Here is a 25,335-nt window from a genome sequence, read left to right as displayed (position 1 = left end):
AGAGGGGCCGCGCCTTTACCGGTTCTTCTGCTGATATTCCTCGCGCACCCGCTGCGCGAGGCGGCCGCTTGCAATGTCGTCATAGGTGGCGATGTTGTTCGCAAGGCCTTCGGACTGCTGGCGGGCGATGCTTTCCATATCGCCCGCGTACTGCGGCAGGAAATACCAGTGCTGCGCGGGCTGTGCGTTGTAGAGCGCGCGGAACTTCTCGATGATCTCGCGATCGGCGGTGAGCCGGACGAGCTGCGCCGCCGCGCCGCGCTGGGTCATGTCGGTCACCCGCATCGTCTTCGGCCGCATGATGTCCCACCACGCGAACGGCAGCGCCGGGTCCATCGCCTGCGCCTCAGCGGCCATCGCATTGCCCGCCTCCTCGCTCGGCGCGGCGCGCGCGGCAATCACCAGCAGCGTCGCGTCCCCCGTTTTGCGCGCCAGTGCCTGCATACCCTCCACGAGCTGCGTACGGCCGGTGACCGCATTGCCCGCATCGAAATAGAGCTGCGCAGCGTCGAGCTTCTTCGGGGCATAATCCGCGTACAGCGCCTGCATCTCGGCGAACGCCTTGCCCGGATTCCGCTGCATGTTCTGGTAAATCCACGCGTTGTTGAAATGATCCTGCGCCGATTTCGGATTGTCGATGATCATCTGCGGCTGTGCCATCGCATGAAGATCGCCCACCTGATCGCGGATCACCGCCGTGTCTTCCTTGATGAGCCCGAGCTGCCGCCCGACCGCTTCCGTCGCGGACTGCCCCTGCCCCACCAGCATGAGGAGGATGAACGCGGCGGTCGCGAACAGGCCGAAGCGGAAGGCATCGCACTGCGTGCACTGCACCACTTCATCCACCGCCGTGTCGTCCGCCGCATTCACCATGAACGCGCGCTGCAAGCAGAGCAGCCCCGCGACGCCGGTGATCACCGCGAAGACCAGCACGAGTATGTCGGCTGAAAGGAACTCCGCGAAGAAGTTCACGAGATCGCCGAACAGCCCCACCGCGCCGCCGATGAGCGCGAAGAGCGATGCCTTCGCCGGCCAGATGATCCGCTTGACGATGCCGATGCGTGTATCCGCCATGCAAATTCCCCCTGTGCCCGTAAACAACTCTCATTTCGTGATTGCCATGATTTTCATGAACATGGCGTGACTTCAACCCCTTGTTCGCCATCGGCTTTTGCCGATTGCCGCTTCGCGCGCCGTAAAGCTGTGATAGTTCAGGCGTCATGGAAGACCTCACGCCCCTTCGCGATGTGGGCATCGCCTTCGCTCTCGGCCTGCTCGTCGGCGTCGAACGCGGCTGGAGCGCGCGCGGCGAGCGAGCGGGCGGGCGCGTTGCAGGTTTCCGCACGTTCGGCCTGCTCGGCCTGCTCGGCGGCATCGCCGGAATCGCGCTGGAAGCCGGCCACGACATGTTGGCGACGCTGCTTGCCGCCGTCGCCGGGATCGCGCTTGTGGCGGGCTACTGGCGCGACATGGCCGAGGACGGCAACGTCAGCGCCACCACCACGATTGCCGGGCTCATCACGCTCGCACTCGGTATGCTGACGACGACAGGCAACGTGCTCGTCGCGCTGGTCTGCACCGGCGTGATGGTGCTGCTGCTCTCGATGCGCGACGAGCTCCATGCGTGGATTCGCGGCCTCACCGCTGCCGAGGTGAAGGCGGTGGCGCGTTTCGCGCTCATCTCCATCGTCGTCTGGCCCCTCCTTCCCGATGCCGCCTACGGCCCCTACGACGCGTGGAACCCGCGCAGCATCTGGCTCGTCGTCGTGCTCGTCTCCGGCCTGTCGTTCGTCGGCTACGTCGCTGCCAAGCGCTTCGGCGAGGTGCGCGGCACGCTCGCCACGGCGGCGGCGGGCGCGCTCGTCTCGTCCACGGCCGCCACGGCCGCGCTCGCCAGGCGTCTTGCCGAAGGTGATGATCCGCCCGCACCCGCGATTGCCGGCATCGCGCTCGCAGGCGCGGTGATGATGGCGCGTACGCTCGTCCTTGCCGCCGCGGTCGCGGGGTTCGTCGTGACGACGCTGGCGTGGATCGTGGTGCCGGGCGGGCTTGCCGCGCTTGCCGCCACGGCGTTCGTCATGCGGCACAACAAACATGCGCCCTCGCGCGCCGCGCCGATGACGTCGGCAAACCCGTTCGACATTCTCCCCGCGCTCGGCTTTGCCGCGCTCATCGCGGGCGCAGCGCTGTTCGCGCGCTGGGCGGAGGCCCGCTACGGCGAGGCCGGGCTCGGCGTCATCATCGCGCTCACCGGCACATTCGATGTCGATGCCGCCACGGTCACGCTGGGAACGCTGACGCCGGGCAGCCTCGATCCCGTCACTGCGGGCGCGGTGCTCGGCGTGCCGATCCTGCTCAACACGGCGTTCAAGGCCGCGATCTGCATCGGCCTCGCCGGCTGGCGCAAGGGCTGGGCCGCCGCCGCGACGCTGATGTTCAGCTGCGCGGCAGGCGGCGTCGGCCTCGCGGCACTGGTTATTGTTGGATAGCGGCCTGCGGCGGCTGTGCCGTCGCCTCGGTGATGAGCTTGCGCGCCTCGCTGATCGCCGCCGCATCCTTCAGCTTGCCGCCGTTCACCTCGTCGGCGATCTCCAGAAGGCGCCCGGAGATGACGGTGCCGGTGTCGGCCTTCTCGGCGATGTGGATACCGCCGCGCTTTGCCGCGACCTCGTCCCACACGCCGCGCACGGCTGCCCAATAGGCTTTCGTCTTCGCCCAGTAATCGTCGGCCGCCTTGACGTTGTAGCCGTCGAACTTCGTGTAGGTGTTCAGCACATATTCCTGCACGATCGGGCGCAGCTTGCCGTTCTCCTCGGCCATCTTGGTGTTGTCCTGCCAGTGAATCCAGCCCGTGGGCGTCGGCTGGTGGCGGTTGATCGAGAAGTAGCGGTCATAGACGGGATTCCGGATCGCGTCGCGGCGCGCGAGCGGCCGCCATGTCCAGTTGGAGCGCCAGCGGCGGATGCCCGCCTGCGTTTCCCACTGGCCCCACCCGGCGTAGCGCGGGCTGTCGTCCACCTGCCACACCGTCTGCGACCAGCGCCCCGCGCGCATCCGCTCGGGCACCTCTTCCCACACCCAGTTGCCGTCGCCGGCGTACACCAGCACCTTCGCGGGCTCGTAGTCCCAATCCTGCCGCCAGTGCTTGATGATGAAGGACTTGTCGTTCTCGTCCTCCACCACGAGCAGGTGCTGCAGCACGATGCGGCGGCCGGTATCCTCGATCACGCGCACGACCTCGTGCCCGCCCGAGCGCTTGGGTTCGAGCGGCGTGTAGTCCGTCGTCCACGGCGTCGATTCCTGCATCTCGAAGCGCACGCGGTAATTGCCCGCCATGGCGAGGATGTCGGCGCGGTCGGCTTTGAACGCCAGATCCTCCGCTACGACGCTGCGTTCGCCGACGGGCTTGTCGGCCAGCGCGGGTGAAACGGCGATGGCGAGCGCGAACAGGCTTGCGCCGATGGTCTGGTAGATCGGTCTCATCATGCTCATCCTTGGGCTTAGAAGCGGAACGTCGCGGAGACGCTCGCGTTGCGTCCGGGCTGGGTGTAGGCGTCCTTGATCGCGGAGCTGTCGCCGACGCCGCGCACATCGCTCCACCACGCGTATTTCTTGTCGGTGATGTTGAAGATGCCCGCGCGCAGGGTAACCGCCTCGCCGATCCGCACGAACGCGGTCGCGTCGAAGATCAGGAAATCGCCCGGCCGCCAGCAGGCGGTGCTGCACGCGCCGACGGCATCCCCGATGGATTTCTGCGCGCCGAACGTCGCGATCAGCTGCCCGCCGAAGCGGCCTTCCGTCTCGCGGTAGCCGATCCCGGCCACGACCTTCAGCGGGTCGATCGTGTCGAGCGGCGATTTGACACCCGCCTCGTTGGTCAGCGTGCCGTCAGCGTAGCTGATCGCGAGCGTACCGGTGAAGCCGCCCTGCTTCACCTCCAGCTTCGCCTCGGCGCCGTCCACCTTCGCGGCATTGACGTTGACGAACTGGTAGATCGCCGGGTCCGTCGGTGTGAAGCTGCCGCTCACCACCTTCTGCAGGATGAAGTCGTCGAACTTCGCGTGGAACACGCTCGCTTCGAAACGCACTGCATCGCTCGTCACGCGGAAGCCGCCTTCGATGCTCTCGCTCTTTTCCGGCCCGAGGTTCGGGTTGGGGATCGAGGTGTAGCCCGAGGCGAGGTTCGAGAAGAACTGGTTCACCTGGCTCGGCTCTGGCGCCTTGAAGCCGCGTCCATAGTTGCCGAACAACCGCACCGCCTCGCCGAGCTTCACCACGACGCCGAACTTCGGCGACACACGGGAATCGCTCTGCCCCGCGCCCGCGAAGGCCGGCAGCAGCGGATCGTCCTGGGGCGAAAGCTTGTAGTGATCGAAGCGCAGCGCCGGGAACAGCGTTACGATGCCGTCCGCGAAGCTGATCTCGTCGCCCACATAAAGGCCCGCAAGCGTGTAGTCGGTTACCGGGAAGGCACGCGTCGGATAGGTCTCGCCGAACGGTGGCACCGTGCCGTCGCGCACGCCCTTCTGCCGGGTTTCGCTGACGTCGCCGCCGAAGCTGATACGATGCTCGATCGCGCCCGTCGAGAAGCCCGCACGGAATTCCGCCGACGCGCCGATCACGCGGTTGTCGAACGTGTTGAGCCGGGTGCGGTCCGCCGCGGGGGTGCGGTCCTCCTCGGTATACTGCCGGTCCTTGGCGTCCTGCCAGTAGGCGCCGACGCGCGCATAATCGATCGCGCCTTCGCCTTCCCACGTCCAGTCGGCGGCCGCGCGGACGCGCTTGCCCGTGTCCCACGCCTCGAGCCGGTCGACCGTCGTGCTGAGACCCGAGAGTACATTCGCATAGAGCGACGTATCGACATATTCGCCGGTCAGCCGAACCTTGTGTCCGCCACCCGGCTCCCACACGAGGCGGCCGAGCACCGCGTCGGACTTGCCGTCCTGCGGGTTCGGCGTCGTGCGCAGCGATCCCGTGCGGTCGTCGGTGCCCTTGTTGTCGAGCTCCTTGTAGTCGCGCCGCGTGTAAGCGACCATGCCGGAGACGGTGCCGCCGCGCGCGGCGAGGATCGCCGTTCCGCTATATTCCTCGTCCGCCGAGCTGTACGCGCCGCGCACCAGCCCGCCGAAGCTCTGCCCCTCCTTCAATATGTCCGAAGGGTTGCTCGTCACGAAGCTCACCGCGCCCGAAAGCCCGTCGCTGCCGTAAAGCGCCGAGGCCGGTCCGCGCAGGATTTCCACCGATTTCACGAGACCGAGATCGACATAGTCGCCGCGCCCCACGCCCTGCGCGCCGAAGCTGAAGCCGTCGGGCACACGCACCCCATCCACCTGGATGAGCACGCGGTTGCCGCCGATGCCGCGGATCGTGAAGCCCTCGTTGCCCGCGCGGCCCGTGGTGCCGAGCGCGGCGCCGAAGCGCGCGGGTGCGCGGCGCACCGAAACGCCGGGCTCGAAGCGGACGAGATCCTTGATGTCGGTGACGAGTTCGTCGGCAATGCGCTGTTCGTCGATCACGGTCACCACCGCCGGCGCGTCGTCGATCGAGATCGGGCTGCGCGTCGCGGTCACCGTGATCGTGCCGTCGTCGAGCCCTGCCGCGTCCTCCGCCGCGTGCGCCGCGCCCACCGTCATTCCATAGCAAAGAGCGGCCGCCAACGCGGCCCGCGAAGCTGAAGTCACTGTCACCCCCAAACTCAAATGTCACCATTGCTACTGCAACTGATTCTCATTAGAATCGATTCTCGACACCTGTCAATGAGACGCATGTGCAATTCATGGAGCCCGAATGACGAACCCGCTCGAGGACCTGCTCAGAAAGCCCGACCTGCGCGATCTCGCGCGCACGCCGATGCACATGGTGATGGGCACGCGGCTGGTCGTTATTTGCCAGCGCGCCGGCCACGACCCGCGCGAGGCGCTCGCCGAACGGCTGGGCAGCCCGCTCGCTGCGACGCGGCTCCTCACCGCCGTGCAGATCGTGGGCGATCACTGGCCGGATTGTTTCCTGATCAGCCCGCCCTGCTGCCGGGGATTGGGGCCTGACGAGATGGCGCTGTCGGCAATGACGGCGGCGGCCGCAGCAAACGACCGACCGCGCTTCGACACCGCCTGCCGTGAAATGCTGGATGCCGAGGCGCGCGACGCGACCTATGCCGCGCTCAGCGCCTTCGCCCGCGCGCTGCCGCCGCGCGCAGCGGCGTCGGCCTGCTCAAGCCGCGACGGCTAGGACCACGTAGGCCGCCATCGCCGCCGCCAGCGCCGCGATCGCCGCGCCGAACGCCAGCCACACCGCGCGGCGGATCAGCTTCGCCTGCCGTTCCGCGCCCGCTTTGTTGGCGGTGATCATCGCCTGCAGCACCTGCGCCTGCTCGACACGCGCAGCCTTCAGCGTCCGGGGCGCGGACGCGGGCAAGGACCAGTGTTCAGGTGCCCAGTTCGCAGGTTCGTTACCGGGAAAAAAGAACTGGCGCGGCAGTGCCGAAAGGATCGCCATCACCACGGCGACAAGCAGCGCCGTCGCCAGCGTGAGGCCGAGCACGGCAACGAGTGTCGGCGGCAAAACATCCTTCGGCATGGGATTGGCGATCACGAGGCCGAACACCGCACCCGCCGCCGTCGTTGCAAACCCCGCGAAGGTCAGCGCACGCTGATCGGCGGCAATACCGGCCTGAAGCTGGCTCGAAAGCAGAAGCTCGCCCTCGCGCACCACCTCAGCAAGCACATCCTCGCCCAGCGTTCCCAGCGATTCGAAACCATTGTCAGGCGCAGTCATTTCGCCATAGTATCCAATGATGGCAAAGCCACCAGAGTCGAACTGGAAGGTCGGCACCGGCATGGAGGATGATGCTCCGATGCCCTCCGCACCCCAACCACCACGCAGCGCGGCAGCACGCGGCGGTGGCCGCCGCCTCGTCGTCACCATCGTGATCATTATCGTCGTCGCGGCCGTGCTCGGCTATTTCGTCGTCGACATCCTCGAAACCGCAACGAGCGCGATGAAAGGCCGGTAACGCTTCGGCAACCCGTGCGCCCGATACCTTGTACTGCAACATCGCAGGGGATCGGATCGATGCGTATTTTTCGCCGTCTTCTCGTCAGCCGCAGGGGTGCAACCGCCATCGAGTATGGGCTCATCGCCGCGCTCATCTCGCTCGCGGCGATCATCGCGTTCCAGATGCTCGGTCTCTCCCTAGTCGACGTGTTCAGCAGCATCACCAACGCCATGACACGCTGATCGACACGCCCAACTGTTCCTGATATGTTCCCTTCTTTCCGATTCGAAGGGGATGGATGATGACCGATCTCGTGCTCTACACGAACCCGATGTCGCGCGGCCGCATCGCGCGCTGGATGCTGGAGGAGGCAGGCGCGGATTACCGCACCGAAATCCTTGAGTACGGGTCCACGATGAAGGCCCCGGCCTATCTCGCCATCAACCCGATGGGCAAGGTACCCGCGATCCGCCACGGCGACACGGTCGTCACCGAAGGCGCCGCGATCTGCGCCTACCTTGCCGACGCCTTCCCACAGGCGAACCTCGCCCCCGCGCCACAGAATCGCGGCAGCTACTACCGCTGGCTGTTCTTTGCGGCGGGCCCGCTCGAAGCGGCGATCGCGGACCGCACGCTCGGCGTCGAGGTGCCCGCCGACAAGCAGATGATGGTCGGCTACGGCTGCTTCGCGCATGTGATGGACACGCTCGAGAAGGCCGTCAGCGCCGCGCCCTATATCGCAGGCGACAGCTTCACCGCTGCGGACGTCTACGTCGGCTCGCACATCTTCTGGGGCCTGCAGTTCGGCAGCATGGAAAAGCGCCCCGCGTTCGAGGCCTATTGGAAGCGCCTCGAAGCCCGCCCGGCGCACCTGCGCGCGACAGAACTCGACGACGCGGACATGCCGAAGCAGGCATAGCCGAGTTTGGTTATCGCAGTTTAGAGCCTAACGAGGCGGTCGATGATCCCGGCCGCCTCTTCCGCCGCAGCTTCGGCCGATTGGCCGGAGAGCGCCGCGAGCCACGACATGCCGATGCCTACCGCCGCGACTGCGCGCACCGTCTCTTCAGGCGTCCCGGCGATTTCGATGCCGCCGGCCTTCACCAGCGCCTCCACCACCTGCCGCTGTTCGGCGAGATTGCGTTCGATGACGGGTCGGATCGCCGCGCGCAGATAATCGGCCGAAAGCGCCGCCGCCATGAGGTGCAGCATGGCACTGTCCAGCTCGGCGGAGCTGAGCCCGGTCGGGCGCTTTTCCTTCATCAGCCCCGCACGATATTCGGCCCAGTTCCCGGGGATGGGAACCGCTGTCTCGTATGTTGAAAAATGCTCCAGCGCAGCGACGACGAGATCCTCCTTGCTCGCGAAATAGCGATAGATCGTTCCCGCACTGAGGCCCGCGGCCTTTCGGATATGCGCGATGGACGTGCCTTCGACGCCATAAGCGCCAATGCAGCCGAGCGCCGCCTGCAGGATGCGCTCCCGCTGTGCCGTCATATGGGTAGAATCGCGCTTCGGCATTGGATTTCCCGCTCTTCGATGAGGAGGCCTTTACGGCACACATATCAAAATGAACAGAAATTCATTTTAACTTGACGAATCTCTCAGGATATTCGAAAAATGAATATTAGTTCATTTTATTGGGGGTGGAGACGATGATCTGGGCAAGACAGGCGCGCACCGCGCGCCGCGCGATGCTGACAGCGGCAATCCTGTTCAGCAGCACCGGTGCGCTCGCGGAACCCGCCCCGCGCGCCGATCACCATATGCATATCCAGAGCGCGCTCATCACCGATTGGCTGCAGGACATGCAGAAGGCGATGCCGGGTGTCTTTGAAGGCATCTCCGGGGACATCTTCAAGGTGCGCATGGGCGGCGATGCCGTGCATGAACTCGATCGCGCAGGCATTCACCAGGGTGTGCTGCTGTCCGCCGGCTACATGTTCGGCTTCTCCGCCGTCCCGCTCGCCCCCGAGGAGATGGCCCGGCGGATGCGTGCCGAGAATCGCTTCAATGTCGACCAGGCGCTGGCCTCGAACGGCCGCCTCGTCGCGTTTGTCGGCATCAATCCGTTTCTGGGCAATGCGCTCGACGAACTCGAATACTGGTCGCGCCAGCCCGGCGCGTCGGGCGTGAAGCTCCACCTCGGTAACAGCGGTCTCGATCTCGGCAATCCCGATCAGGTCAAAACGCTTGCCGCCTTCTTCGCCGCCGCGAGCAAGGCGCGGATGCCGCTCGTCGTCCACCTGCGCGGCGCGGCGCCGTTCTCGAACGCGAACATCGCCACCTTCATCGACACCGTGCTGTCAGAGGCGGGCGACCTCCCCGTGCAGATCGCGCACGGCGGCGGCTTCGGCGGCATCGATGCCGCGACGCTGGAAGCCCTTCGCCTCTATGGCGACGCCATAGAGCGCAAGGCTCCCGGCACCGCCAACCTCGTGCTCGACATATCCGCCGTCGCCCAGCTCGACCTTTCGAAGCTCGCGAGCGTTCCGACAGAGGGCATTGAAACCCGCACCGCCGACGAATGGCGCGCCGCCTACGTCGCCCAGATGCGCAAGATCGGCCTCGACCGCTTCGTCCTCGCCAGCGACTGGCCCGCGCTCACGCCCCCGGCCGAATATTTCGCCGCCGAGCGGAAGGCACTTCCGGTGACAGACGCCGAATGGACGACGCTTTGCGAGAATGTGGCGCCGTATCTGCGGGCGGAGTGGATCAAGGGTAATTAAGACCCCGCGAGCCCCTGACTGCAGCGATTCATCCAGCGGGCCCCGCCCTTAAAACAGCCGCGTAATCATGTAGAAGATCGCCCCCACCGCCGCGGATGCGGGAATGGTGATCACCCACGCCATCACCACGTTCTGCGCAACGCCCCAGCGCACGGCGGAGGCGCGGCGGGCGGTGCCGGCGCCGACGACGCAGCCGGTGATCGTGTGCGTCGTCGAGACCGGGATGCCGAGCAGCGAGGCGGTGAACACCATCACAGAGCCACCCGCCGACGCGCTGAAGCCCTGGTGCTGCGAAAGCTTGGTGATGCGCGATCCCATCGTTTCGATGATCTTCCAGCCGCCCGAAAGCGTGCCGAGCGCGATCGCGATGTAGCAGCTGATCGCCACCCAGTGCGGCACATGGAATTCGCCCTGCAGATGGCCGGTCGAATAGAGGAGCACGGTGATGATCCCCATCGTCTTCTGCGCGTCGTTGAGGCCGTGGCTGATCGAATAGGCGGCGGACGAGGCGAGGTGCAGGTAGCGGAATCCGCGCTCCGCCCCGCGCGCCGTTGCATCTTTCATCAGCCAGCTCGTCAGCAGCATGATGAGCATCGAGAGGAACATGCCGAGCAGCGGCGAGAGCACGATCGCGATCAGCGTCTTGTTGAGCCCGCTCCATTCGATGCCGGACATGCCCGCGTGCGCCACGCCCGCGCCTACGATGCCGCCGACGAGCGCGTGGCTCGACGAGGACGGGATGCCCTTCAGCCACGTGACGACGTTCCAGAACATCGCGCCGATGAGCGCGCCGAACACCACGGCGGGCGTCACCAGATCCTTGTCGATGATGCCCTTGCCGATCGTTTCGGCGACCTTGTGCAATTCGGGAAAGGCGAGGCTGAGGAAATAGGCGGCGAAGTTGAACGCCGCCGCGAAGGCGACCGCCTGCACCGGCCCGAGCAGACGCGTCGCGACGACGGTCGCGATCGAATTCGCCGCGTCGTGAAGCCCGTTCAGGAAATCGAACGCAAGCGCGATGACGATGAGGCCGATAAGCAGCGGTAACGCGAGTTCGTGCATTGTATCGTGTCGTCAGGCGTGATCGATGACGATGCCGTCGATCTCGTTCGCGACATCTTCGAGCGCGTCGACGATGCGCTCGAGGTGCTTGTAGATTTCGCGCGAGACGATGAAGCGCAGCGTGTCGCTCGCGCCGTATTGCTTGAACGCCTTCTTCACACCGATTGCGTGAATCTCGTCGGCGTGGCCTTCCATGCGCACCAGCCGCTCGGTGAGCTCGTGGAGGCGTTGGCCGTTGCGCCCCACGTCGCGCAACAGCGGCATCGCCTCGGCGGCGAGCCGGGCGCCGTCCACGATGATCGCGGTCATATCGCGCATTTCCTGTTCGAACTCGCCAACCTCGTAGAGCGAGATCGCCGAAACGGTTGCCTGCATCTCGTCGATCGCGTCGTCCATCGCGCCGATGAGGCTGGTGATCGCGCCGCGATCGAACGGCGTCAGGAAGGTGCGGCGCACGGTGTGCAGCACCTCGCGGATGATGTCGTCGGCGTCGTGTTCACGCTCGATCACCTCGCGGATGTGATCCTCTGCGGAAGAGCCGTTTTCAAGGAGCCGCGAGAGCGCGTCCGCCGCGGCGACGACGGTCATCGCGTGCGCCTCGAACAGTTCAAAGAAATTGCCCGTCTTGGGAAGCAGGCGCTGGAACCAAGCGAACATGTGGGGAATCCTCGATTTTTGGGCCACGGCGGTCAGCATCCCGGTACGGCGGGCGGCGGCATTGAATTCGGACGCGCCGAAGGAGCGGATGAGATCGCGCAGGTCGTCCTCATCCACCGCTTCCGCCGCCTCAGCGAGCGTGAACCAGCGGCGCTCGCGCTCGTCCTGCTCCTTCCAGCGCTCCAGCTCGCGCGTCACGGCGAGCGGGAAGACGTCAACATCGACCATCAGCGAGGCGCCGTTGCTGCGCCGCTTGCGGTAGCGATACGAACCGAGCGGCGTCGGGCACACCGCGCCGCGCACGCCCGCCTCTTCCTCCGCTTCGTCGGCCGCGGCGGCGTGGGGCGCCATTCCCTTGGTGACATTGCCCTTGGGGATCACCCAGCGCCGGCTGCTCCTGGAGGTCACGAGAAGGATGCGCACGGGCGCATCGATCGCGGTTCCCTCCGATCGATAGGGCAAGGCGGCAATCTGGCGAATGAAAACGTCCCCCGTCTGCGACAGCGCGCTTTGCGACAGTTTTGTGACGGTCTGATGACAGATTTTTTAAGCTGCGCAAGCATACGGTCCATACTTAGGAATTGACCTAAGTATTTTCCTTGCCTATGCACGCCAAACGAAAGGAGCCGCGCATGATCCCCGGAATGCACAGCGCGCCGTCAGCGCCGCCGCCACACGCAGTGATCGACGGCATCTTCCGCGCCTTGTCGGACCCGACGCGCCGCAGCGTGCTCGAACGGCTGAGCGCGAAGCCCGCCTCGGTCAGCGACCTCGCGGCGGATCACCGGATGGCGCTGCCCTCGTTCGTCGCACACCTCAGGGTGCTCGAAGGCGCAGGGCTGGTACGCTCGAAAAAGGAAGGGCGGGTCAGAACCTATGAACTCGCCCCCGAACGGCTTCAGGTCGCCGAAGACTGGCTGGGCAGGCAGCGCACGATGTGGGAGCGCAGGCTGGACCGGCTCGATGCCTATCTGCTGAAAATGAAGAAGGAGAGATCGGAATGACGTCCAACCTGTTTACGTTCACCCCCGACCCCACGCTTGACCTTGTACTCGAACGCGAGATCGACGTTCCCGTCGAACTCGTGTGGGAGGCTTGGACGACGCCCGACAGCATCAAGGAATGGTTCTGCCCGAAGCCGTGGTCGGTGAGTTCGTGCGAGATCGACCTGCGTCCCGGCGGAAAATTCAACACCGTGATGCGCTCACCCGAGGGACAGGAGTTCCCGAACAGCGGCTGTTATCTCGAAGTCGTGCCGAACCAGCGCCTCGTCTTCACCGACACGCTGCTCCCCGGCTTCCGCCCCGCACCGAAGCCGTTCTTCACCGCCGCGCTGCTGCTGGAACCGACCGCGACCGGCACGCGCTACACCGCGATCGCTATCCACGGCAACGAAGAGACGCGAAAACAGCATGAGGAGATGGGGTTCCACGAAGGCTGGGGCACAGTCGTCGACCAGCTCGTCGCGCACATCAAGGCCTCGATACATTAGGAACCAGCAGCGCCCGGAAGCGTTTTGGCGAACAGGAATTCGCCGCCGATATTTCGGCCTTTCACAACTTGAGGAGAAACGCGATGCGAACGGCACTTGCACTTCTGGGCGCCGCAATGATCATCACCCCCGCCGCCGCCGCGCCCGTGACGATGCAGATCCATCTCACGGGCGCCGCCGAGGTTCCCGGCCCCGGGGACGCCGACGGCAAGGGCACAGCGAGCGTGACGCTCGACAGCACCAAGCCCGAGGTCTGCTACACGCTCGACGTAAGCGGTATCGACACGGCCACGATGGCGCATATCCACAAGGGTGCGACAGGCGTCGCCGGCCCGCCCGTCGTCACGCTCGATCCTCCCGCCAAGGGCGCATCGAAGGGCTGCGTCAAGGCAGATGCCGAAGTCGTCAACGCAATCCTCGCGAAGCCTGCGGACTACTACGTCAACGTCCACAACGCCTCGCACCCGAAGGGCGCGCTGCGCGGCCAGCTCGGTCGCTAGCGGCTATTCCGCCGCCAGCTTGTCGGCGGTCTTCGTGTCGAAGTCGCTCGCATCGTGGCGCTCGTGGAGCTGGTCCTCGAGCGGCCCGGTGCGGCGGTTCACCATGCGTCCGCGCCGCAAGCCCGGCCGATCGCCGAGTTGCCCCGCCCAGCGCTGTACATGTTCGTATTCGTGCACGGAAAGGAAGGTCGCGGAATCGCCGTAAAGCTCGCCGCGCACCAGGCCCCCGTACCACGGCCAGATCGCCATATCGGCGACCGTGTAATCCGCGCCCGCAACATATTCGAAGTCCGCGAGCCGCCGGTTCAGCACGTCGAGCTGGCGCTTCACCTCCATCGCGTAGCGGTTGATCGCATATTCGATCTTCTCCGGCGCATAGGCATAGAAATGCCCGAAGCCGCCGCCGAGGAAAGGCGCGCTCCCCATCTGCCAGAACAACCACGAGAGCGCTTCCGCGCGCGCCGCGCCGTCTTTCGGCAGGAACGCGCCAAACTTTTCCGCAAGGTACACGAGGATGGCGCCGCTTTCGAACACGCGCACCGGCTCCGCACCGCTGCGGTCGACAAGCGCCGGGATCTTCGAATTCGGGTTCACGTCCACGAACCCCGAACCGAACTGATCACCCGCCATGATGTTGATCAGCCACGCGTCGTACTCGGCACCCGAATATCCGGCCACAAGCAGCTCTTCGAGCAGGATTGTAACCTTCTGCCCGTTGGGCGTGCCGAGCGAATAGAGCTGCAGCGGATGCTTCCCCACCGGCAGCGCCTTGTCGTGCGTCGGCCCCGCGATGGGCCGGTTGATCGAAGCGAACTGTCCGCCGCCTCCCTGATCCCAGGTCCAAACCTTCGGCGGCACGTAGTCGGACGGTTCGCTCATGCTGATCTCCTGCTTGAAACCAGCAGATAGGAACGCCCGCAGCGATCCGCCACCCCCCTCTCGCGCCGTCTCAGTCTTTCGCGCGTTCGAACCGGAGTACGCCCGCCAGCCGCGCGCTGCCGCCTGTGTCCGCGGGATGATTTTCACCGTCGAGCACCGGCACCTCGGCGAAATCGAACGGGCTCACGCCTTCAAGGCAGGCAGCGTTCACGCCGTATTCGCCAGGGTTCGAGCGCCGTCGGTGAAACGTGTAGATCCCGCACACACTGCAGAAATGATGCTCGGCCGTACCGGTGTTGAACTTGTACGTGGCCAGCACTTCCGTGCCGGAAAGGATGCGAAGGCTGCCCGCGTCCGCCGAGATCGCCACGGCGCCCCGCATCCGGCAGTAGGAGCAGGTGCAGCGCCGCGCCGTCCTGAGGCCGTCCGTCAACGTCACGTGGAATCGCACGCGCCCGCAGTGGCAGGCACCGTTCAGTTCCGCGCCCATGTCCATTTCGCACCCCTCTCTCGCCTTCCCGGCGCGCAGGATGCTAACAGCAACGCTGGGACATTGGGAGGATGCTGATGGCACGTCGGCACAGGGAAAATCACCTCGTCGCACGCATCGGCTGGCTGCGTGCCGCCGTGCTCGGCGCGAACGACGGCATCGTTTCAACCGCGAGCCTCATCGTCGGCGTCGCCGCCGCAGCAGCAGGTCCGTCCGACGTGCTGATCGCCGGCGTGGCAGCGCTCGTCGCGGGCGCGATGTCGATGGCGGCAGGCGAATATGTCTCGGTCAGCTCGCAGGCGGACACGGAAGCCGCCGATCTCGCGCGGGAACGGGGAGAGCTCGCCACCCAGCCGCGCTTCGAACGCGAGGAGCTTGCCCGCATCTACATGGATCGCGGCCTCGAAACCGGGCTCGCGCATCAGGTCGCCGATCAGCTGATGGCGAAGGATGCGCTCGGCGCGCACGCGCGCGACGAGCTTGGCATTTCGGAGGTAACCGCGGCGCGTCCGGTGCAGGCTGCGCTCACCTCCGCCGTCACCTTCTCGGTCGGCGCGGCGCTGCCGCTGCTCGCCGTGGTCGCCGCACCGCAGGCACTCATCATTCCCGCCGTCTCGGCCACGTCGCTCGTCTGCCTCGCCGCGCTCGGCGCCGTCGGCGCGCGGGCGGGCGGCGCGAACGTCTGGAAGGCGATGGCGCGCGTCACCTTCTGGGGCATTCTCGCGCTTGCCGTCACCGCCGGGATCGGCCGCCTGTTCGGAACCGTGGTCTGAACGGGCTGCACCCGATCGGTCATCCCCGGCCGGGCAACATCCTGAGGAGCGTGTTGTCGCGCATCACATAGTGGTGAAACAGCGCAGCCGCTGCGTGCAGGCCGATCAGGTAATAGCCCACCTCTCCGGCTGTCTCGTGGATTTCCTCGACCTGTTCGGCAAGCGCTTCGCTGGGGGACACGAGCGGCGGCAGTTCGAGACCGAAGAAGGGGATCGGCTCGCCCTCCGCGCTCAGGATCAGCCAGCCCGCGATCGGCATACCGATCATGAAAAGATAGAGCGCGGCGTGCACGGCATGGGCTGCTGCGGTCTGCCACACCGGCGGACGCGGCGATATCGGCGGCGTGCCGCCAGCGACACGCGCGGCGATGCGGACGGCGACGAACACAAGCACCGAAAGCCCCAGCATGAAATGCAGCGACTTCACGAACTCGCGCGTCTCGCTACCACGCTCGAAGAGCACACGCATCTCGATCGTCGCGAACACCGCCGCCAGCAGCAACAGCATCACCCAATGCAGTGCAATCGTCGCCTTGCCATAGCGCGCGGTAACAATCGATTCAGCCATCGCCCTCGCCTCACCCCAGAAATAGAACCACGACCACCGCTATCATCGGCTCGCTGACGCCTCGCTGACGGGCCGGATCCTAAATGCGAGACGTCGCGATATGCGCGTCGATCAGCTGTTCCAGCACTGTCATGGGCACGCCGCCCGCCTTCACCACAGCATCGTTGAACAGCCGCAGATCATAGCGGGTTCCAAGCGCGGCCATCGCCTTCTCGCGCAGGCGGTTGATCTCGTTCTGCCCGGCCTTGTAGCCGCAGGCCTGGCCGGGCCAGGCGCAATAACGATCAACTTCGCTGCTGACTTCCCCGATCGGCGAACCATTTGTGGTGGCGAACCAGTCTATCGCCTGTTCACGGGTCCAGCGCTTGGCGTGCAATCCGGTGTCAACGACAAGGCGGCAGGCACGGAATGAAATGGACTGGAGATAACCCAGCCGCCCGAGCGGATCGCCTTCATAGACATCGAGTTCGTCGGCAAGTTGCTCGGCGTATAGCGCCCAACCTTCCGAATAGGCATTGAACGCCAGCAACGAGCGGATGAGCGGCAGCTTGTAGCTATACTCGCCCTGCCACACGTGCCCCGGAATCCCCTCGTGATAGGTGAGGGTCGGCAAACCGAAACGCGGCGATATCGCCGTGTCGCGCAGGTTGATGAAAAAGATGCCCGGCACGGAGCCATCCATGGTGCCCGCGGTTGCCGAGCCGCCGGGCGCCCCAGCCTCGATTTCGGGCGGCACCCGCTTTACAACGAGATTGCCGGGAACAAGTGTTGCAAAGGCGCGCGGCATACGGGCGCGGATGTCGGTGATGCGGCCGTTGATATAATCCAGAATCTGCGCGCGCCCGGCATCGGTGTTGGGGAAAAGGTGGCGCGGATCCTTGCCGAGCGCGGTCATTCGCTCTCCAACAGTACCGCGCGTAAGCCCCTCGGCGCGCAGCAGCACATCCATCCGTGCGGCCAGCGATTTCACCTGTTCCAGCCCGAGCTGGTGCACCTCGTCGGGGGACAGATTTGAAGTGGTCGCCGCGCGCAGCGCCCAATCATAATAGGCATCGCCCTGGGGCAGCTTCCAAACGCCCGCGTCGGCGGTGGCCACTGCGCGATGACGCTCCAATTCCGCGATCTGGCGATCGAGCGCGGGAGCAACCTTGTCTGCGGCGATCCGGGCAGCCTGCGCCGCGTAGCCGCCGGCGATGTTTTCGGTACGCCGCGCGACAGAGGAAACCAGGCCCCATCCGCTGATGGGCTGCGCGCGCGCGGCCTTCATCTGCCGAAGCGTCTTGTCCAACAGGAAGCCGGGCGCGACAACGCCGATGCCGCGATCGTGCGACAAGCGAGCGGTTTCGCCATCCAGCGCCAGTGCATAGGCTTCCATACGGGCCAGATACGCGTCGGCGTCGGCGGCCCCTGCGATGGGATGGCTGTTTTCGAGGAAATCCGGAATCTCGACAAAGGCGCCCATATTCTGTGCGACGACATACGGAGCGTTGCGATAGGACCAGAGCTGGTTGAGCATCGCGGTATCGCCAAAGCCGAAACCAAAGCCCTCCACCGCCAGCGCATGGGCCGCCGTCGTGACCGCGACATGCGTGCGTGCTTCCGGTCCGAGCTGATCGGGGTTGATTGCGCGGAGCTGCGCCAGCCTTTGCCTTGCCGCTGCGGCAAGCTGCTGGACCCCATCTGGCGAACGATCCGTCAGCCGCGATTTGAGCGCACGGCGCATGCCAGTGTCCAGCCCGAGCGCACCGGCATTTTCGGGGTGCTCGGCAAGCAGGGCTTCCGCGACACCGCCAAGCATTCGTTCTGCGGCTGCGTCGGCGGCAGTCGTTGCCTCCGATGCCTGCAGGGCGCCGGGAATGAATTGCAGTGTGGCCAGAGCGCTCCCTGACAGGAGAAAATGGCGGCGTGCGAGCGGCGTCATGATCCTATTGGCTCCTCAGCGCGTTGCAGGCTTGCGCAGATATGCGGCCACACCGCCTCCAAAGACGTTCACACGATCAGCGTGGGATCGCGGCGCGCACGACGATTTCAAGACCAGTCGCGGCAACGAGCCCTAAAGCCGCTGCCCAAAACGCCGCCGTCAGCCGTCCGAGCTGTCGACCACGTCGGCGCCGGGGCCGTTCTTCTTCATGGACTCGATGGCATTCTTCGCGCTTGCCTTGCTCGAATAGCCTTCGGTCGTGAACATCTTTTCGGAATTGTATTTGAAGGCGACGCGGTATTCGCCCGCCTTGTCCTTGGTGATTTCGAACGTATAGGCCATGCCCGTTCTCCCTGACCGTTGAACGACGCCAGCCTAACCGGAAGCGCCTGACGCGCAAGGGCTATTCAGCCGTCGCCCTGCCGGAGCGCAGCCGCCGCCGCGAACGGCGCAAACGCGGTGACGACAAGGCTCGACGCGGCGAGCAGGCGCAGCTCTCCGGCGCTGCCGAAAATGAGCACGGGGAGCGCGAGCGGCAGCACGATGAGCCCGGCAAGCGCAGGCCCGCCCCGCGCGCCGGCGACGAGCGCAGCAGCCACCAGCCCGAGCCCGGCGAGCGCGGGCGTGCCAAGCGCAAGGCCCGTCACCAGCGCGGGAACATCGGCGTTCAGCATCGCGCCACCGATCACCGCCGCGACGAGCAGCGCAGGCGCAAAGCCGAGCCAGTGCGCTGTGAGCCGTGCCGCCATGATCGTCTCGGGCGCGATGCCGCGCACGCGCAGCTGGTCCATCGTGCCGTCGGCGACGTCCTCGGCAACGAGCGTTCCCACCGGCAGCAGCGCCGCGAGCAGTGCCGCCACCCACAGACTGCCCGCGCCGACGCGCGCGAGCAGGGCGGCGTCCGGCCCGATCGCGAACGCAGTCATGCTCGCGACCATCACGAAGAAGACGAGCGGGATGAGGCCGCCCGCGCCGATGTCCACACCGCGGGAGACAAGACGCCAGAAGCTCACAGCGCCAGCTCCCGCGCGCCCGGCACATCGGTCTCGCCATGCGTCACCACGATCGCGCCGCCGCCCGCCGCAAGATGTGCGCCGATCGCCGCCGACAGGGCCTTGGCGTTCGCGGCATCGAGCCCCGCGCCGGGTTCATCCAGCAACCACAGCGCCGCGCCCGAGGCGATCACCCGCGCCAGCGCCGCGCGCCGTTTCTGCCCTGCAGAAAGCATCCTGACCGGCACGTCGCCGAGCGTTTCCAGCCCCAGCGCAAACAGGGCCTGCGTGTCATCCATTCGCGCCCACCAGCCGAGTTCCTGCCCAAGCGTGCGCCCCGGCTTCAAAGCGTTCTCATGCCCCAGCCAGGCGATTTTTGCCGGGTGTTCGATACGGCCCGCAGCGGGCGGAAGCAGTCCGGCGAGACAGCGCAGCAGACTCGATTTGCCGCTGCCGTTCGGCCCGGTCACGCGCAGCGCCTCTCCTGCCCCGACGGCAAGCGACAGGCCTTCGAACAGCAGCCGACCGCCGCGCACGCAGGCGAGATTTTCGGCGCGGATGAGCGTGTCCCCCATGCCCTCCGCCCTAACGGCTCGCGTCTGCGCGCGCTACTTCTTCTTGGGTTTTTCAGGCTTGATGCGCACGGTCGTCGTCTCGCGCAGCGCGGTCTCGACACCCGGCACGGCGAGCGCCTGATAGGCGCATTCGCCCACGGTCCAGCCGTAGGGGGTCTGCCGGAGCGCCGTCACCACGCGGGAGCCGGCGGGGGCGTCGATACGGCCCCAGTCGTCGGTGTTCAGGATTTCGTGGCGCGTGGGCTTGCCCGGGCCGGGCCAGATGTCGATCGACTCCGCGCCCTTGCCTTTCAGGTACTGGATCACCTCGATGCGCTGGAACAGCGTGCCGTCGCCGCGCGGCAACTCGCGGACGATGCCGTCGATCACCAGCGCCTCGCTCGCCAGCAGGTATTTCGCGGCTTCGTCCGCATCCCGCTGCACCAGGATCGGGAGCACACAGCGCGCCGCCGCCGATCCGCTGAACCCGGCCGCCGCCAGAAAGACCGCGGCCGCTACCCAACGCTTACGCATTACGACCCCTCCATTTTCCCTTTTCCGGGAGTGTATCACAGGGGAGAGGTCGTTGCGATTCCGCATCGATTATTTGCGGCGCGGGCGGCCGAGCGCGAGGCCGGCAAGGCCGAGACCAAACAGCGCGAGCGCCGCCGGTTCCGGCACGTCTGCGGTCGGCGTTTCGACGGCGGGCAGGATTGCTGCGACCTCGGGAAGCGCCGCAGCCCACACGCGCACGGCGTTCCACGTCTCGGCGACGCCCGAGAAGCGGTCCTCGACGCCGGTGTAATAGGCGTTCAGCACCCAGTCCGCGCCGCCCGTGCCGAACACGATGACTTCGGTCAGATATTCGCCGAAGTCGTAGACGAAGCTGTCGATGCCGCCGAGTTCGAAGCTTTCCGGGTTCCACGCGTCGCTGCCGCCGCTCCAGAAGGCCGAGAAGTCGGTGAGTTCGTTCGCGGTGAGCACACCGTCGAGGTTCAGGTCTTCGCCCGAAAAGCTGCCGCTGACGCTGGCGCCCGCGCCGTAGTCCTGCTCGAAATTGAAGCTCACCGGCGCGGCGTTCGCGCTGCCCGCGATCAGCATGGCGGCAGCGGAAAGGAAGAAAGCGCGTTTCATATACGGTACTCCTGTCTCAGATCTCGAAGCCGAAGAATCAAGAACCGTGCCAGTTGCGGAGTTCCGCCATCTTAATGATTAACGCGCCTTCCCCCTGTAAATCCCGCCGACGCTTTGCCGTTCATATTCCTGAATAAATTCAAAATACTTATGGTTAACAGTACGCAATCGTAACAATATTCAGCGCTTGCCGAGCGTGTCCGAGAAGAACTCAGCCTGATCGCGCCACAGCTGCTGCCATGCCGAGAAGCGGATCAGCCCGTGGGACTCGCCGGGCAGAAGCACGGTGCGCACATCGACACCCTGCCGCCGCAGCTTCTGCGCGAGGTCGACCGTCTCGCGCACGTCCACATTCATGTCGTTGTCGCCGCTGAACAGCAGCACGGGCGAGCGCCAGCCCGCCACCGCGCCGAGCGGCGAGGCCGCAAGCGCCGCCGCCTTGTCCGCCTCACCCACACCAAAGAACTTGCTGGGGTTGAGGTGCCCCGGCACCGGCGACGGCCAGCTCCAGTCGAACACGCCGTGGATCGCGGAGCCCGCCGCGAACAGATCGGAGTTCCGCGCCAGCGCCTGCCCGGTCAGCAGCCCGCCGTAGGAGCCGCCCCAGATGCCGATGCGCTTCGCGTCCACGTCGGCTCGCGCTGCGAGCCAGCGCCCCGCCCCCAGCACGTCGGCGTATTCGGAAGCCTTGCGCCAAGCCCGCCCGGGTGTCTCCCGGAAATCCCGCCCGTAGCCGACACCCGAGCGGTAGTTGAGCGCGAGCACCACATAGCCCATCTCCGCGAGCCGCCGGTTCATCGCATAGTCGTTCGCGTAATATCCGCTGAAGTGGAAGCCCGCGAACATCTGCCGCGTCGGTCCGCCGTGCACATAGACGAGCGCCGGGTGCGGCCCCTTGCCCTTCGGCAGGAAAAGCTGCCCCGGCACGCTCTCTCCATCCGAAGCCGCGAGGCGCACCTGCTGCGGCGCCGGCGCCGCGAAACTGTGGCGATAGCCATAATCCGCGGGCATCTCCGTATATGCCACCTTGCCCGTCGCACTATCCACGATGCGCAGCATGGCGGAAGCGTCCACCCCACCGCCCGTCACCGCGACATGCCGCCCGTCGCCCGCCGCGCTCGCCAGCGCCAGCACGACGTCCTTCGTCTCCACCACGCGCTCGCGCCCGCTGGAAACGGTGATGAGCGAGGCCTGCCGTGTATCGAGATCGCGGCAATTGTGGATGACGAACAGCGTGTCCGGCGCGGCAAGCTCGCTCTCCGCGACCTCGCATTTTTCGCCCGTCAGCGCACGCACCTTGCCGCCCGCCGTGCTCGCCGCATAGAGTCGCGCCCAGCCGTCTTCCTCGGCGCGGAACACAATGGTCTTGCTGTCGGACCAACGCAGCAGCCCCTCGTCGTCGTCGGAAATGAACGAGCCGCCGCGCGGCCCTGATTGCCACAGCGTCTTCGCTTTCCCGCCGCCCGCCGCCACCGTCTCGACGGCGACGGACTGATTTTCGAGATTGTCGTAGGTCACCGTATGCTCGCGCCCCGGCCAGCGAAGGTACGCAATGGACTTGCCGTCCGGCGAAAGCACCGGGTGGCTGAGCCGATCCGCCCCCGTTACCAGCCACTCCACGCGGTCGCTGCCGAGCGTATGGCGGCCGAGGAAGGACCAGCCGCCGCGATCCTGCACGAAGTAGAAGCTCTTCCCGTCCGCCGCCCAGGCGCGCTGCGCGAAGGCCGCGCCGCCGCGCACCAGCATCTCCGGCTTCGCATCAGCGGCGCCGGCACCAACGGCCACGGCCCACAGGTCCGCCCCGCTCCGGTAAACGAGCCGCGACCCGTCCGGCGTGAATTCCGGCGAAGCCCCCTCGCCGATCTTCACCGGCGTGGCACCGCCCGCACTGGAGACGAGCCACAGCGTCGCCTTCGGCGGCGTGATGAGGCTCGCCGGGTTATACCCGCCCGCCGCGAACCCCGTGGTGAAAGCGACCCACGCACCGTCGGGTGAAATCTGGATGCCAGTGATCGGCGTGCCGTCCACATCGCTTTGCGTAAACAGCGCCGTGCGCTTGAAGCCGGGCCCCGATGCGGCGAAGAGCTGCGTCTTGTCGCCCTGCTGCACCGTCCACGCGAAGGCGCCCGCGCGTGCCGCGCTGATCTCGGTCGCCATCGGGAAGGAGAGGAACGCCGTGTCGTCTTTGGCGGAGGCGGCAGAAGCCGCTGCCAGCGCTGCGACGGAAAGTACAAAACTGGAAACGAAAGACGAGACGCGCATGAACACCCCCTCCTGCTGAGCGAAGGGCGTGGTACGCGCGGAGGCTACCGCGCAATTCTCCCTTCGGGCGCTTTATGTCCCGATCTTATCCGAGCGAACCTGATTGGCAAATGCCTTCCGGGACTTCGCGACGATCGCCCCTCCGTCGTCGTCCCAGCGCATCAGCGAGAGTTTCATGGCGCGGGCGCGCAGGCGGCGGTCCGGGAAGTGGCGGTGCGGGTAGGCGTGAGAGTCGAGTCTGCGCCCGAGCCGGTGAATTTCTGACTCGTACTGTGCAAGCAGGTGCGGTTCGATGGCCGCGTCACGCCGCATGATGGCGATCTGCTCCTGGCGGAGGAGTCGGTTCAGGTCCATGAGGTTCCCTTCAGGCTGGCGGTGTCGTACGCCGATCAGGCGTATTGCAAGGCGTCGCGAATTTTGGCGCCGGCCGCTCTGGAGCGCAGCATGTCGATAGCGGCGCGGCATTCGACCTCGCTCCGATATCCGGAGGCCCGCGCCATAATCGTCCCGTTCGGCGCGCAGAAGCGCCAACGCCAGTCCCCACCGCAGTGTATGGTGGAAGTCAGCCTTTTCTCTTCCCCGCAATAGATCTCGAAATAGCAGACCGGCGTGAGGTTCAGTCTCAGTTCCGAATAACCGGTATCGCCGATCTCTTCCGGCGCCGGTTCCCCGCCAGCGAATGAAGACAGCGAATATGTTTCGCGTTTTACAATTGAAAGCACACGATTTCTCCCGAATGTGCAAGCGGGAGCATGGTGTCTCTCAGTCACGAGATGCTTGCGGCCGGAAATCGGGTGATAAAGACTGATATCATATTTTCCGATTCGCGGCGAACGCCAAATCAGGTCTGTGCCATCAACGCGGCATGTTTCCAGATTTCTTCCGGTCGGCCTTGTGGATGCGGCCGAGCTCTTCCGCATCGACTTCGAAGGCATAGGCCTTTCCCCCACGACGCACGTAGAGGAAGGCAGAAACCACTTTCGGTGATCCGCCGTCGTTCGGGATGGAATCCGTGTCCACCTCCACCTGATATTCGCCCGCGGGCAGCGTGCCGTCGACTCCGCCTATGGTGAAGGCGTTGGCGAAGGCCAGCGTCCAGCGTTCGGTCGCCTTCATTTTCCGGCGGCGGCAAGTTCGCGTTCCACGTCGCGGGCGAGCTTGGCGGCGCGCACTTTCTCCCCCTCCAGCAGGTTATGGGTGTGCTGCCGCGCGAGTTCGATCCAGCGATCACGCGCAAGGATCGCCTGTTTACGCACGTTCGTGAGCATGGCCTCGGCAATGGCGCGCTGGGCCTCGGCGATGCGTTCCTCGTAGAATGCTGTCTGGTCTTTCACGCCAAGGCTCTTTCGGTTGAGACCAGCTGTCAGCCGATCAGGTCATAAACGATCTGCCGAAGCTGCTGGCGCGTCAGCCCGCCGGGCTCGCGCCGCGCGCCTTTGGGGGGCGCTGTATTCGGCGTAGGTGAAGTCGTGCGGCGCGCCGGGTGCCGGCGTCCGTTGGTCTTGTAGGTTTGCATATCTGTCATTTTTCTTGGCCGCCGGTCAGGCGGCGTATTTCCGGTGAAGCGTACTGGCTTCACAGCCGTGGGGACGGCCCGGCGAACCTCGCCGGACCTCCCGCCAAGCGCGCGGGCGCTCAGGCCGATTTCAGGCTCACCGCACTCGTGCGGCCGCGCTGATCGCGCTCCAGCTCATAGCTGACGCGCTGGTCCTTATCGAGCGTCTCCATGCCCGCCATCTGAACGGCGGTAATGTGGACGAACGCGTCTTCGCCGGCGCCTTCCGGCGCGATGAAGCCGTAGCCCTTCTGGGCGTTGAAGAATTTTACAGTGCCGATAGGCATGTCTTTGTCTCAGTATTCAAATCATGATCGTACCCGCGCACCACATGGCGGCGGGTGCCGAGAGGCCGGTGTTCTGAAAAGGGGTGCCGGAGCGCCGCAATCCGTCGCGCGCAACGTCAGCCTCGCTTATATAGCGTATGCGAGGTCGATTTACAATGTCGAGGCGGGATCAATGCTCACGGCGTAGGTACGCAGTGCTCTTATCGAACGTGGAAGACAAGGGGCTTGTTCAACGCTTACATCCTGATGAAAATTGTTTGGAAGCGGCCTCAACCAAAACGGGTTTTGAATCCTCGTATCCGGAACATCCATTCATCGGCGAGCGAAGGGGGGCGAAATTCGATCTTAAAAACAGGATTGTGAGGGTCTTTCGTCGACATGATTAGCTGAGACTTTCCAGTACGTTCGACTTTTCTAGGTTTCGTGGACAAAGCTTGACTGGAGACTCGGAGGTTGATTCAAGGCTGTCTTTTGGGAGGCGGCGTT

The 25,335-nt window shown here is 65.6% G+C and carries 33 protein-coding genes; 10 read left to right on the top strand and 23 right to left on the bottom strand.

Features of this window, described 5'->3' with window-relative positions; genetic code table 11:
• Nucleotides 1-15: 15 nt before the first annotated feature.
• Nucleotides 16-1,074, bottom strand: coding sequence for a hypothetical protein (locus ACFQ00_RS12750; protein WP_381491368.1), 1,059 nt, complete (start codon nt 1,072-1,074; stop codon nt 16-18).
• 146 nt (nt 1,075-1,220) lie between these two features.
• Between ACFQ00_RS12750 and ACFQ00_RS12745 the strand changes: the two genes are divergently transcribed.
• Nucleotides 1,221-2,489 (top strand): MgtC/SapB family protein, encoded by a 1,269-nt coding sequence (locus ACFQ00_RS12745; RefSeq protein WP_381491365.1) that lies wholly within the window; start codon nt 1,221-1,223, stop codon nt 2,487-2,489.
• Here ACFQ00_RS12745 and ACFQ00_RS12740 read toward each other — a convergent pair.
• Both ACFQ00_RS12740 and ACFQ00_RS12735 read right to left on the bottom strand, forming a co-directional pair.
• Complete coding sequence (locus ACFQ00_RS12740) at nt 2,476-3,483, bottom strand: DUF6607 family protein (protein WP_381491991.1); 1,008 nt, start codon at nt 3,481-3,483, stop codon at nt 2,476-2,478. The genes ACFQ00_RS12745 and ACFQ00_RS12740 overlap by 14 nt on opposite strands.
• A 17-nt stretch (nt 3,484-3,500) precedes the next feature.
• Nucleotides 3,501-5,633, bottom strand: a complete 2,133-nt coding sequence (locus ACFQ00_RS12735) for a TonB-dependent hemoglobin/transferrin/lactoferrin family receptor (RefSeq protein ID WP_381491988.1) — start codon at nt 5,631-5,633, stop codon at nt 3,501-3,503.
• 154 nt (nt 5,634-5,787) lie between these two features.
• On the opposite strand from ACFQ00_RS12735, the gene ACFQ00_RS12730 reads away from it, so the two are divergent.
• The gene (locus ACFQ00_RS12730; protein WP_381491362.1) at nt 5,788-6,228 is read left to right on the top strand and encodes an addiction module antidote protein; all 441 of its coding nucleotides are present in this window, start codon (nt 5,788-5,790) and stop codon (nt 6,226-6,228) included.
• On the opposite strand, the gene ACFQ00_RS12725 is transcribed toward ACFQ00_RS12730, so the two are convergent.
• Nucleotides 6,211-6,774: a hypothetical protein gene (locus ACFQ00_RS12725; protein WP_381491360.1), complete on the bottom strand. Its 564-nt coding sequence runs from the start codon at nt 6,772-6,774 to the stop codon at nt 6,211-6,213. The genes ACFQ00_RS12730 and ACFQ00_RS12725 overlap by 18 nt on opposite strands.
• A gap of 16 nt (nt 6,775-6,790) precedes the next feature.
• On the opposite strand from ACFQ00_RS12725, the gene ACFQ00_RS12720 reads away from it, so the two are divergent.
• From ACFQ00_RS12720 to ACFQ00_RS12710, 3 genes are read left to right on the top strand one after another with little or no spacing between them, the layout of a single operon-like run.
• Nucleotides 6,791-7,012: a hypothetical protein gene (locus ACFQ00_RS12720; RefSeq protein WP_381491357.1), complete on the top strand. Its 222-nt coding sequence runs from the start codon at nt 6,791-6,793 to the stop codon at nt 7,010-7,012.
• A 59-nt stretch (nt 7,013-7,071) separates the two neighbouring features.
• Nucleotides 7,072-7,236 (top strand): Flp family type IVb pilin, encoded by a 165-nt coding sequence (locus ACFQ00_RS12715; protein WP_374595514.1) that lies wholly within the window; start codon nt 7,072-7,074, stop codon nt 7,234-7,236.
• Between the two features lie 59 nt (nt 7,237-7,295).
• Complete coding sequence (locus ACFQ00_RS12710; protein WP_381491985.1) at nt 7,296-7,913, top strand: glutathione S-transferase family protein; 618 nt, start codon at nt 7,296-7,298, stop codon at nt 7,911-7,913.
• A 20-nt stretch (nt 7,914-7,933) separates the two neighbouring features.
• Here the strand turns inward: ACFQ00_RS12710 and ACFQ00_RS12705 are convergent, their stop codons facing one another.
• Nucleotides 7,934-8,515, bottom strand: a complete 582-nt coding sequence (locus ACFQ00_RS12705) for a TetR/AcrR family transcriptional regulator (RefSeq protein ID WP_381491354.1) — start codon at nt 8,513-8,515, stop codon at nt 7,934-7,936.
• Nucleotides 8,516-8,649: 134 nt separating this feature from the next.
• On the opposite strand from ACFQ00_RS12705, the gene ACFQ00_RS12700 reads away from it, so the two are divergent.
• Nucleotides 8,650-9,723, top strand: coding sequence for an amidohydrolase family protein (locus ACFQ00_RS12700; protein WP_381491352.1), 1,074 nt, complete (start codon nt 8,650-8,652; stop codon nt 9,721-9,723).
• A 48-nt stretch (nt 9,724-9,771) separates the two neighbouring features.
• On the opposite strand, the gene ACFQ00_RS12695 is transcribed toward ACFQ00_RS12700, so the two are convergent.
• Together ACFQ00_RS12695 and ACFQ00_RS12690 are read right to left on the bottom strand one after the other, a co-directional pair.
• A complete protein-coding gene (locus ACFQ00_RS12695) occupies nt 9,772-10,785 on the bottom strand; it encodes an inorganic phosphate transporter (RefSeq protein WP_374595522.1) in 1,014 nt (337 codons plus the stop codon).
• Nucleotides 10,786-10,797: 12 nt separating this feature from the next.
• A complete protein-coding gene (locus ACFQ00_RS12690; protein WP_381491349.1) occupies nt 10,798-11,904 on the bottom strand; it encodes a DUF47 family protein in 1,107 nt (368 codons plus the stop codon).
• Between the two features lie 170 nt (nt 11,905-12,074).
• Between ACFQ00_RS12690 and ACFQ00_RS12685 the strand changes: the two genes are divergently transcribed.
• From ACFQ00_RS12685 to ACFQ00_RS12675, 3 genes are all read left to right on the top strand, one after another.
• Nucleotides 12,075-12,446 carry an ArsR/SmtB family transcription factor gene (locus tag ACFQ00_RS12685; protein ID WP_381491346.1) on the top strand — a complete coding sequence of 124 codons (372 nt, stop codon included), beginning with the start codon at nt 12,075-12,077 and terminating at the stop codon, nt 12,444-12,446.
• Complete coding sequence (locus ACFQ00_RS12680) at nt 12,443-12,934, top strand: SRPBCC family protein (RefSeq protein ID WP_381491343.1); 492 nt, start codon at nt 12,443-12,445, stop codon at nt 12,932-12,934. The genes ACFQ00_RS12685 and ACFQ00_RS12680 overlap by 4 nt, the downstream gene beginning before the upstream one ends.
• Before the next feature lie 83 nt (nt 12,935-13,017).
• Nucleotides 13,018-13,434 (top strand): CHRD domain-containing protein, encoded by a 417-nt coding sequence (locus tag ACFQ00_RS12675; RefSeq protein ID WP_381491340.1) that lies wholly within the window; start codon nt 13,018-13,020, stop codon nt 13,432-13,434.
• 3 nt (nt 13,435-13,437) lie between these two features.
• Here the strand turns inward: ACFQ00_RS12675 and yghU are convergent, their stop codons facing one another.
• Both yghU and ACFQ00_RS12665 read right to left on the bottom strand, forming a co-directional pair.
• Entirely contained in the window at nt 13,438-14,313 is an 876-nt protein-coding gene (yghU, locus tag ACFQ00_RS12670; RefSeq protein WP_381491337.1) for a glutathione-dependent disulfide-bond oxidoreductase, read from the bottom strand.
• 70 nt (nt 14,314-14,383) lie between these two features.
• Nucleotides 14,384-14,809, bottom strand: coding sequence for a GFA family protein (locus ACFQ00_RS12665; RefSeq protein ID WP_381491335.1), 426 nt, complete (start codon nt 14,807-14,809; stop codon nt 14,384-14,386).
• Between the two features lie 65 nt (nt 14,810-14,874).
• On the opposite strand from ACFQ00_RS12665, the gene ACFQ00_RS12660 reads away from it, so the two are divergent.
• Nucleotides 14,875-15,576 (top strand): VIT1/CCC1 transporter family protein, encoded by a 702-nt coding sequence (locus ACFQ00_RS12660; RefSeq protein WP_381491332.1) that lies wholly within the window; start codon nt 14,875-14,877, stop codon nt 15,574-15,576.
• 19 nt (nt 15,577-15,595) lie between these two features.
• Here ACFQ00_RS12660 and ACFQ00_RS12655 read toward each other — a convergent pair whose 3' ends face one another.
• From ACFQ00_RS12655 to ACFQ00_RS12590, 14 genes are all read right to left on the bottom strand, one after another.
• On the bottom strand, nt 15,596-16,144 hold the full coding sequence (locus tag ACFQ00_RS12655; protein ID WP_381491329.1) for a cytochrome b: 549 nt from the start codon (nt 16,142-16,144) through the stop codon (nt 15,596-15,598).
• A gap of 79 nt (nt 16,145-16,223) precedes the next feature.
• Complete coding sequence (locus ACFQ00_RS12650) at nt 16,224-18,065, bottom strand: DUF885 domain-containing protein (protein WP_381491327.1); 1,842 nt, start codon at nt 18,063-18,065, stop codon at nt 16,224-16,226.
• Between the two features lie 159 nt (nt 18,066-18,224).
• Nucleotides 18,225-18,407 (bottom strand): YegP family protein, encoded by a 183-nt coding sequence (locus tag ACFQ00_RS12645; RefSeq protein ID WP_381491324.1) that lies wholly within the window; start codon nt 18,405-18,407, stop codon nt 18,225-18,227.
• Nucleotides 18,408-18,472: 65 nt separating this feature from the next.
• A complete protein-coding gene (locus tag ACFQ00_RS12640) occupies nt 18,473-19,078 on the bottom strand; it encodes a heme exporter protein CcmB (protein WP_381491321.1) in 606 nt (201 codons plus the stop codon).
• Entirely contained in the window at nt 19,075-19,632 is a 558-nt protein-coding gene (gene ccmA, locus ACFQ00_RS12635; RefSeq protein ID WP_381491318.1) for a heme ABC exporter ATP-binding protein CcmA, read from the bottom strand. Before ccmA ends, ACFQ00_RS12640 begins: the two co-directional genes overlap by 4 nt.
• 33 nt (nt 19,633-19,665) lie before the next feature.
• On the bottom strand, nt 19,666-20,145 hold the full coding sequence (locus tag ACFQ00_RS12630; protein ID WP_381491315.1) for a hypothetical protein: 480 nt from the start codon (nt 20,143-20,145) through the stop codon (nt 19,666-19,668).
• A gap of 69 nt (nt 20,146-20,214) precedes the next feature.
• Nucleotides 20,215-20,745: a PEP-CTERM sorting domain-containing protein gene (locus tag ACFQ00_RS12625; RefSeq protein ID WP_381491313.1), complete on the bottom strand. Its 531-nt coding sequence runs from the start codon at nt 20,743-20,745 to the stop codon at nt 20,215-20,217.
• A 180-nt stretch (nt 20,746-20,925) separates the two neighbouring features.
• Nucleotides 20,926-23,007 (bottom strand): S9 family peptidase, encoded by a 2,082-nt coding sequence (locus ACFQ00_RS12620; protein WP_381491311.1) that lies wholly within the window; start codon nt 23,005-23,007, stop codon nt 20,926-20,928.
• A 72-nt stretch (nt 23,008-23,079) separates the two neighbouring features.
• Nucleotides 23,080-23,361 carry a hypothetical protein gene (locus ACFQ00_RS12615; RefSeq protein WP_381491308.1) on the bottom strand — a complete coding sequence of 94 codons (282 nt, stop codon included), beginning with the start codon at nt 23,359-23,361 and terminating at the stop codon, nt 23,080-23,082.
• Nucleotides 23,362-23,396: 35 nt separating this feature from the next.
• On the bottom strand, nt 23,397-23,729 hold the full coding sequence (locus tag ACFQ00_RS12610) for a YegP family protein (protein ID WP_381491305.1): 333 nt from the start codon (nt 23,727-23,729) through the stop codon (nt 23,397-23,399).
• A 133-nt stretch (nt 23,730-23,862) separates the two neighbouring features.
• On the bottom strand, nt 23,863-24,123 hold the full coding sequence (locus ACFQ00_RS12605; protein ID WP_381491303.1) for a hypothetical protein: 261 nt from the start codon (nt 24,121-24,123) through the stop codon (nt 23,863-23,865).
• The gene (locus ACFQ00_RS12600; protein ID WP_381491300.1) at nt 24,120-24,341 is read right to left on the bottom strand and encodes a hypothetical protein; all 222 of its coding nucleotides are present in this window, start codon (nt 24,339-24,341) and stop codon (nt 24,120-24,122) included. The genes ACFQ00_RS12605 and ACFQ00_RS12600 overlap by 4 nt, the downstream gene beginning before the upstream one ends.
• Before the next feature lie 29 nt (nt 24,342-24,370).
• Nucleotides 24,371-24,532, bottom strand: coding sequence for a hypothetical protein (locus tag ACFQ00_RS12595; RefSeq protein WP_381491298.1), 162 nt, complete (start codon nt 24,530-24,532; stop codon nt 24,371-24,373).
• Nucleotides 24,533-24,642: 110 nt separating this feature from the next.
• Entirely contained in the window at nt 24,643-24,849 is a 207-nt protein-coding gene (locus ACFQ00_RS12590; RefSeq protein ID WP_271258761.1) for a cold-shock protein, read from the bottom strand.
• Nucleotides 24,850-25,335 lie beyond the last annotated feature (486 nt).

It is taken from the genome of Sphingosinicella xenopeptidilytica (assembly GCF_042676985.1).
GTDB lineage: Bacteria > Pseudomonadota > Alphaproteobacteria > Sphingomonadales > Sphingomonadaceae > Sphingosinicella > Sphingosinicella xenopeptidilytica.
The sequence above is the reverse complement of the archived record's forward strand: the minus strand, read 5'-3'. Positions and strand labels throughout refer to the sequence as shown.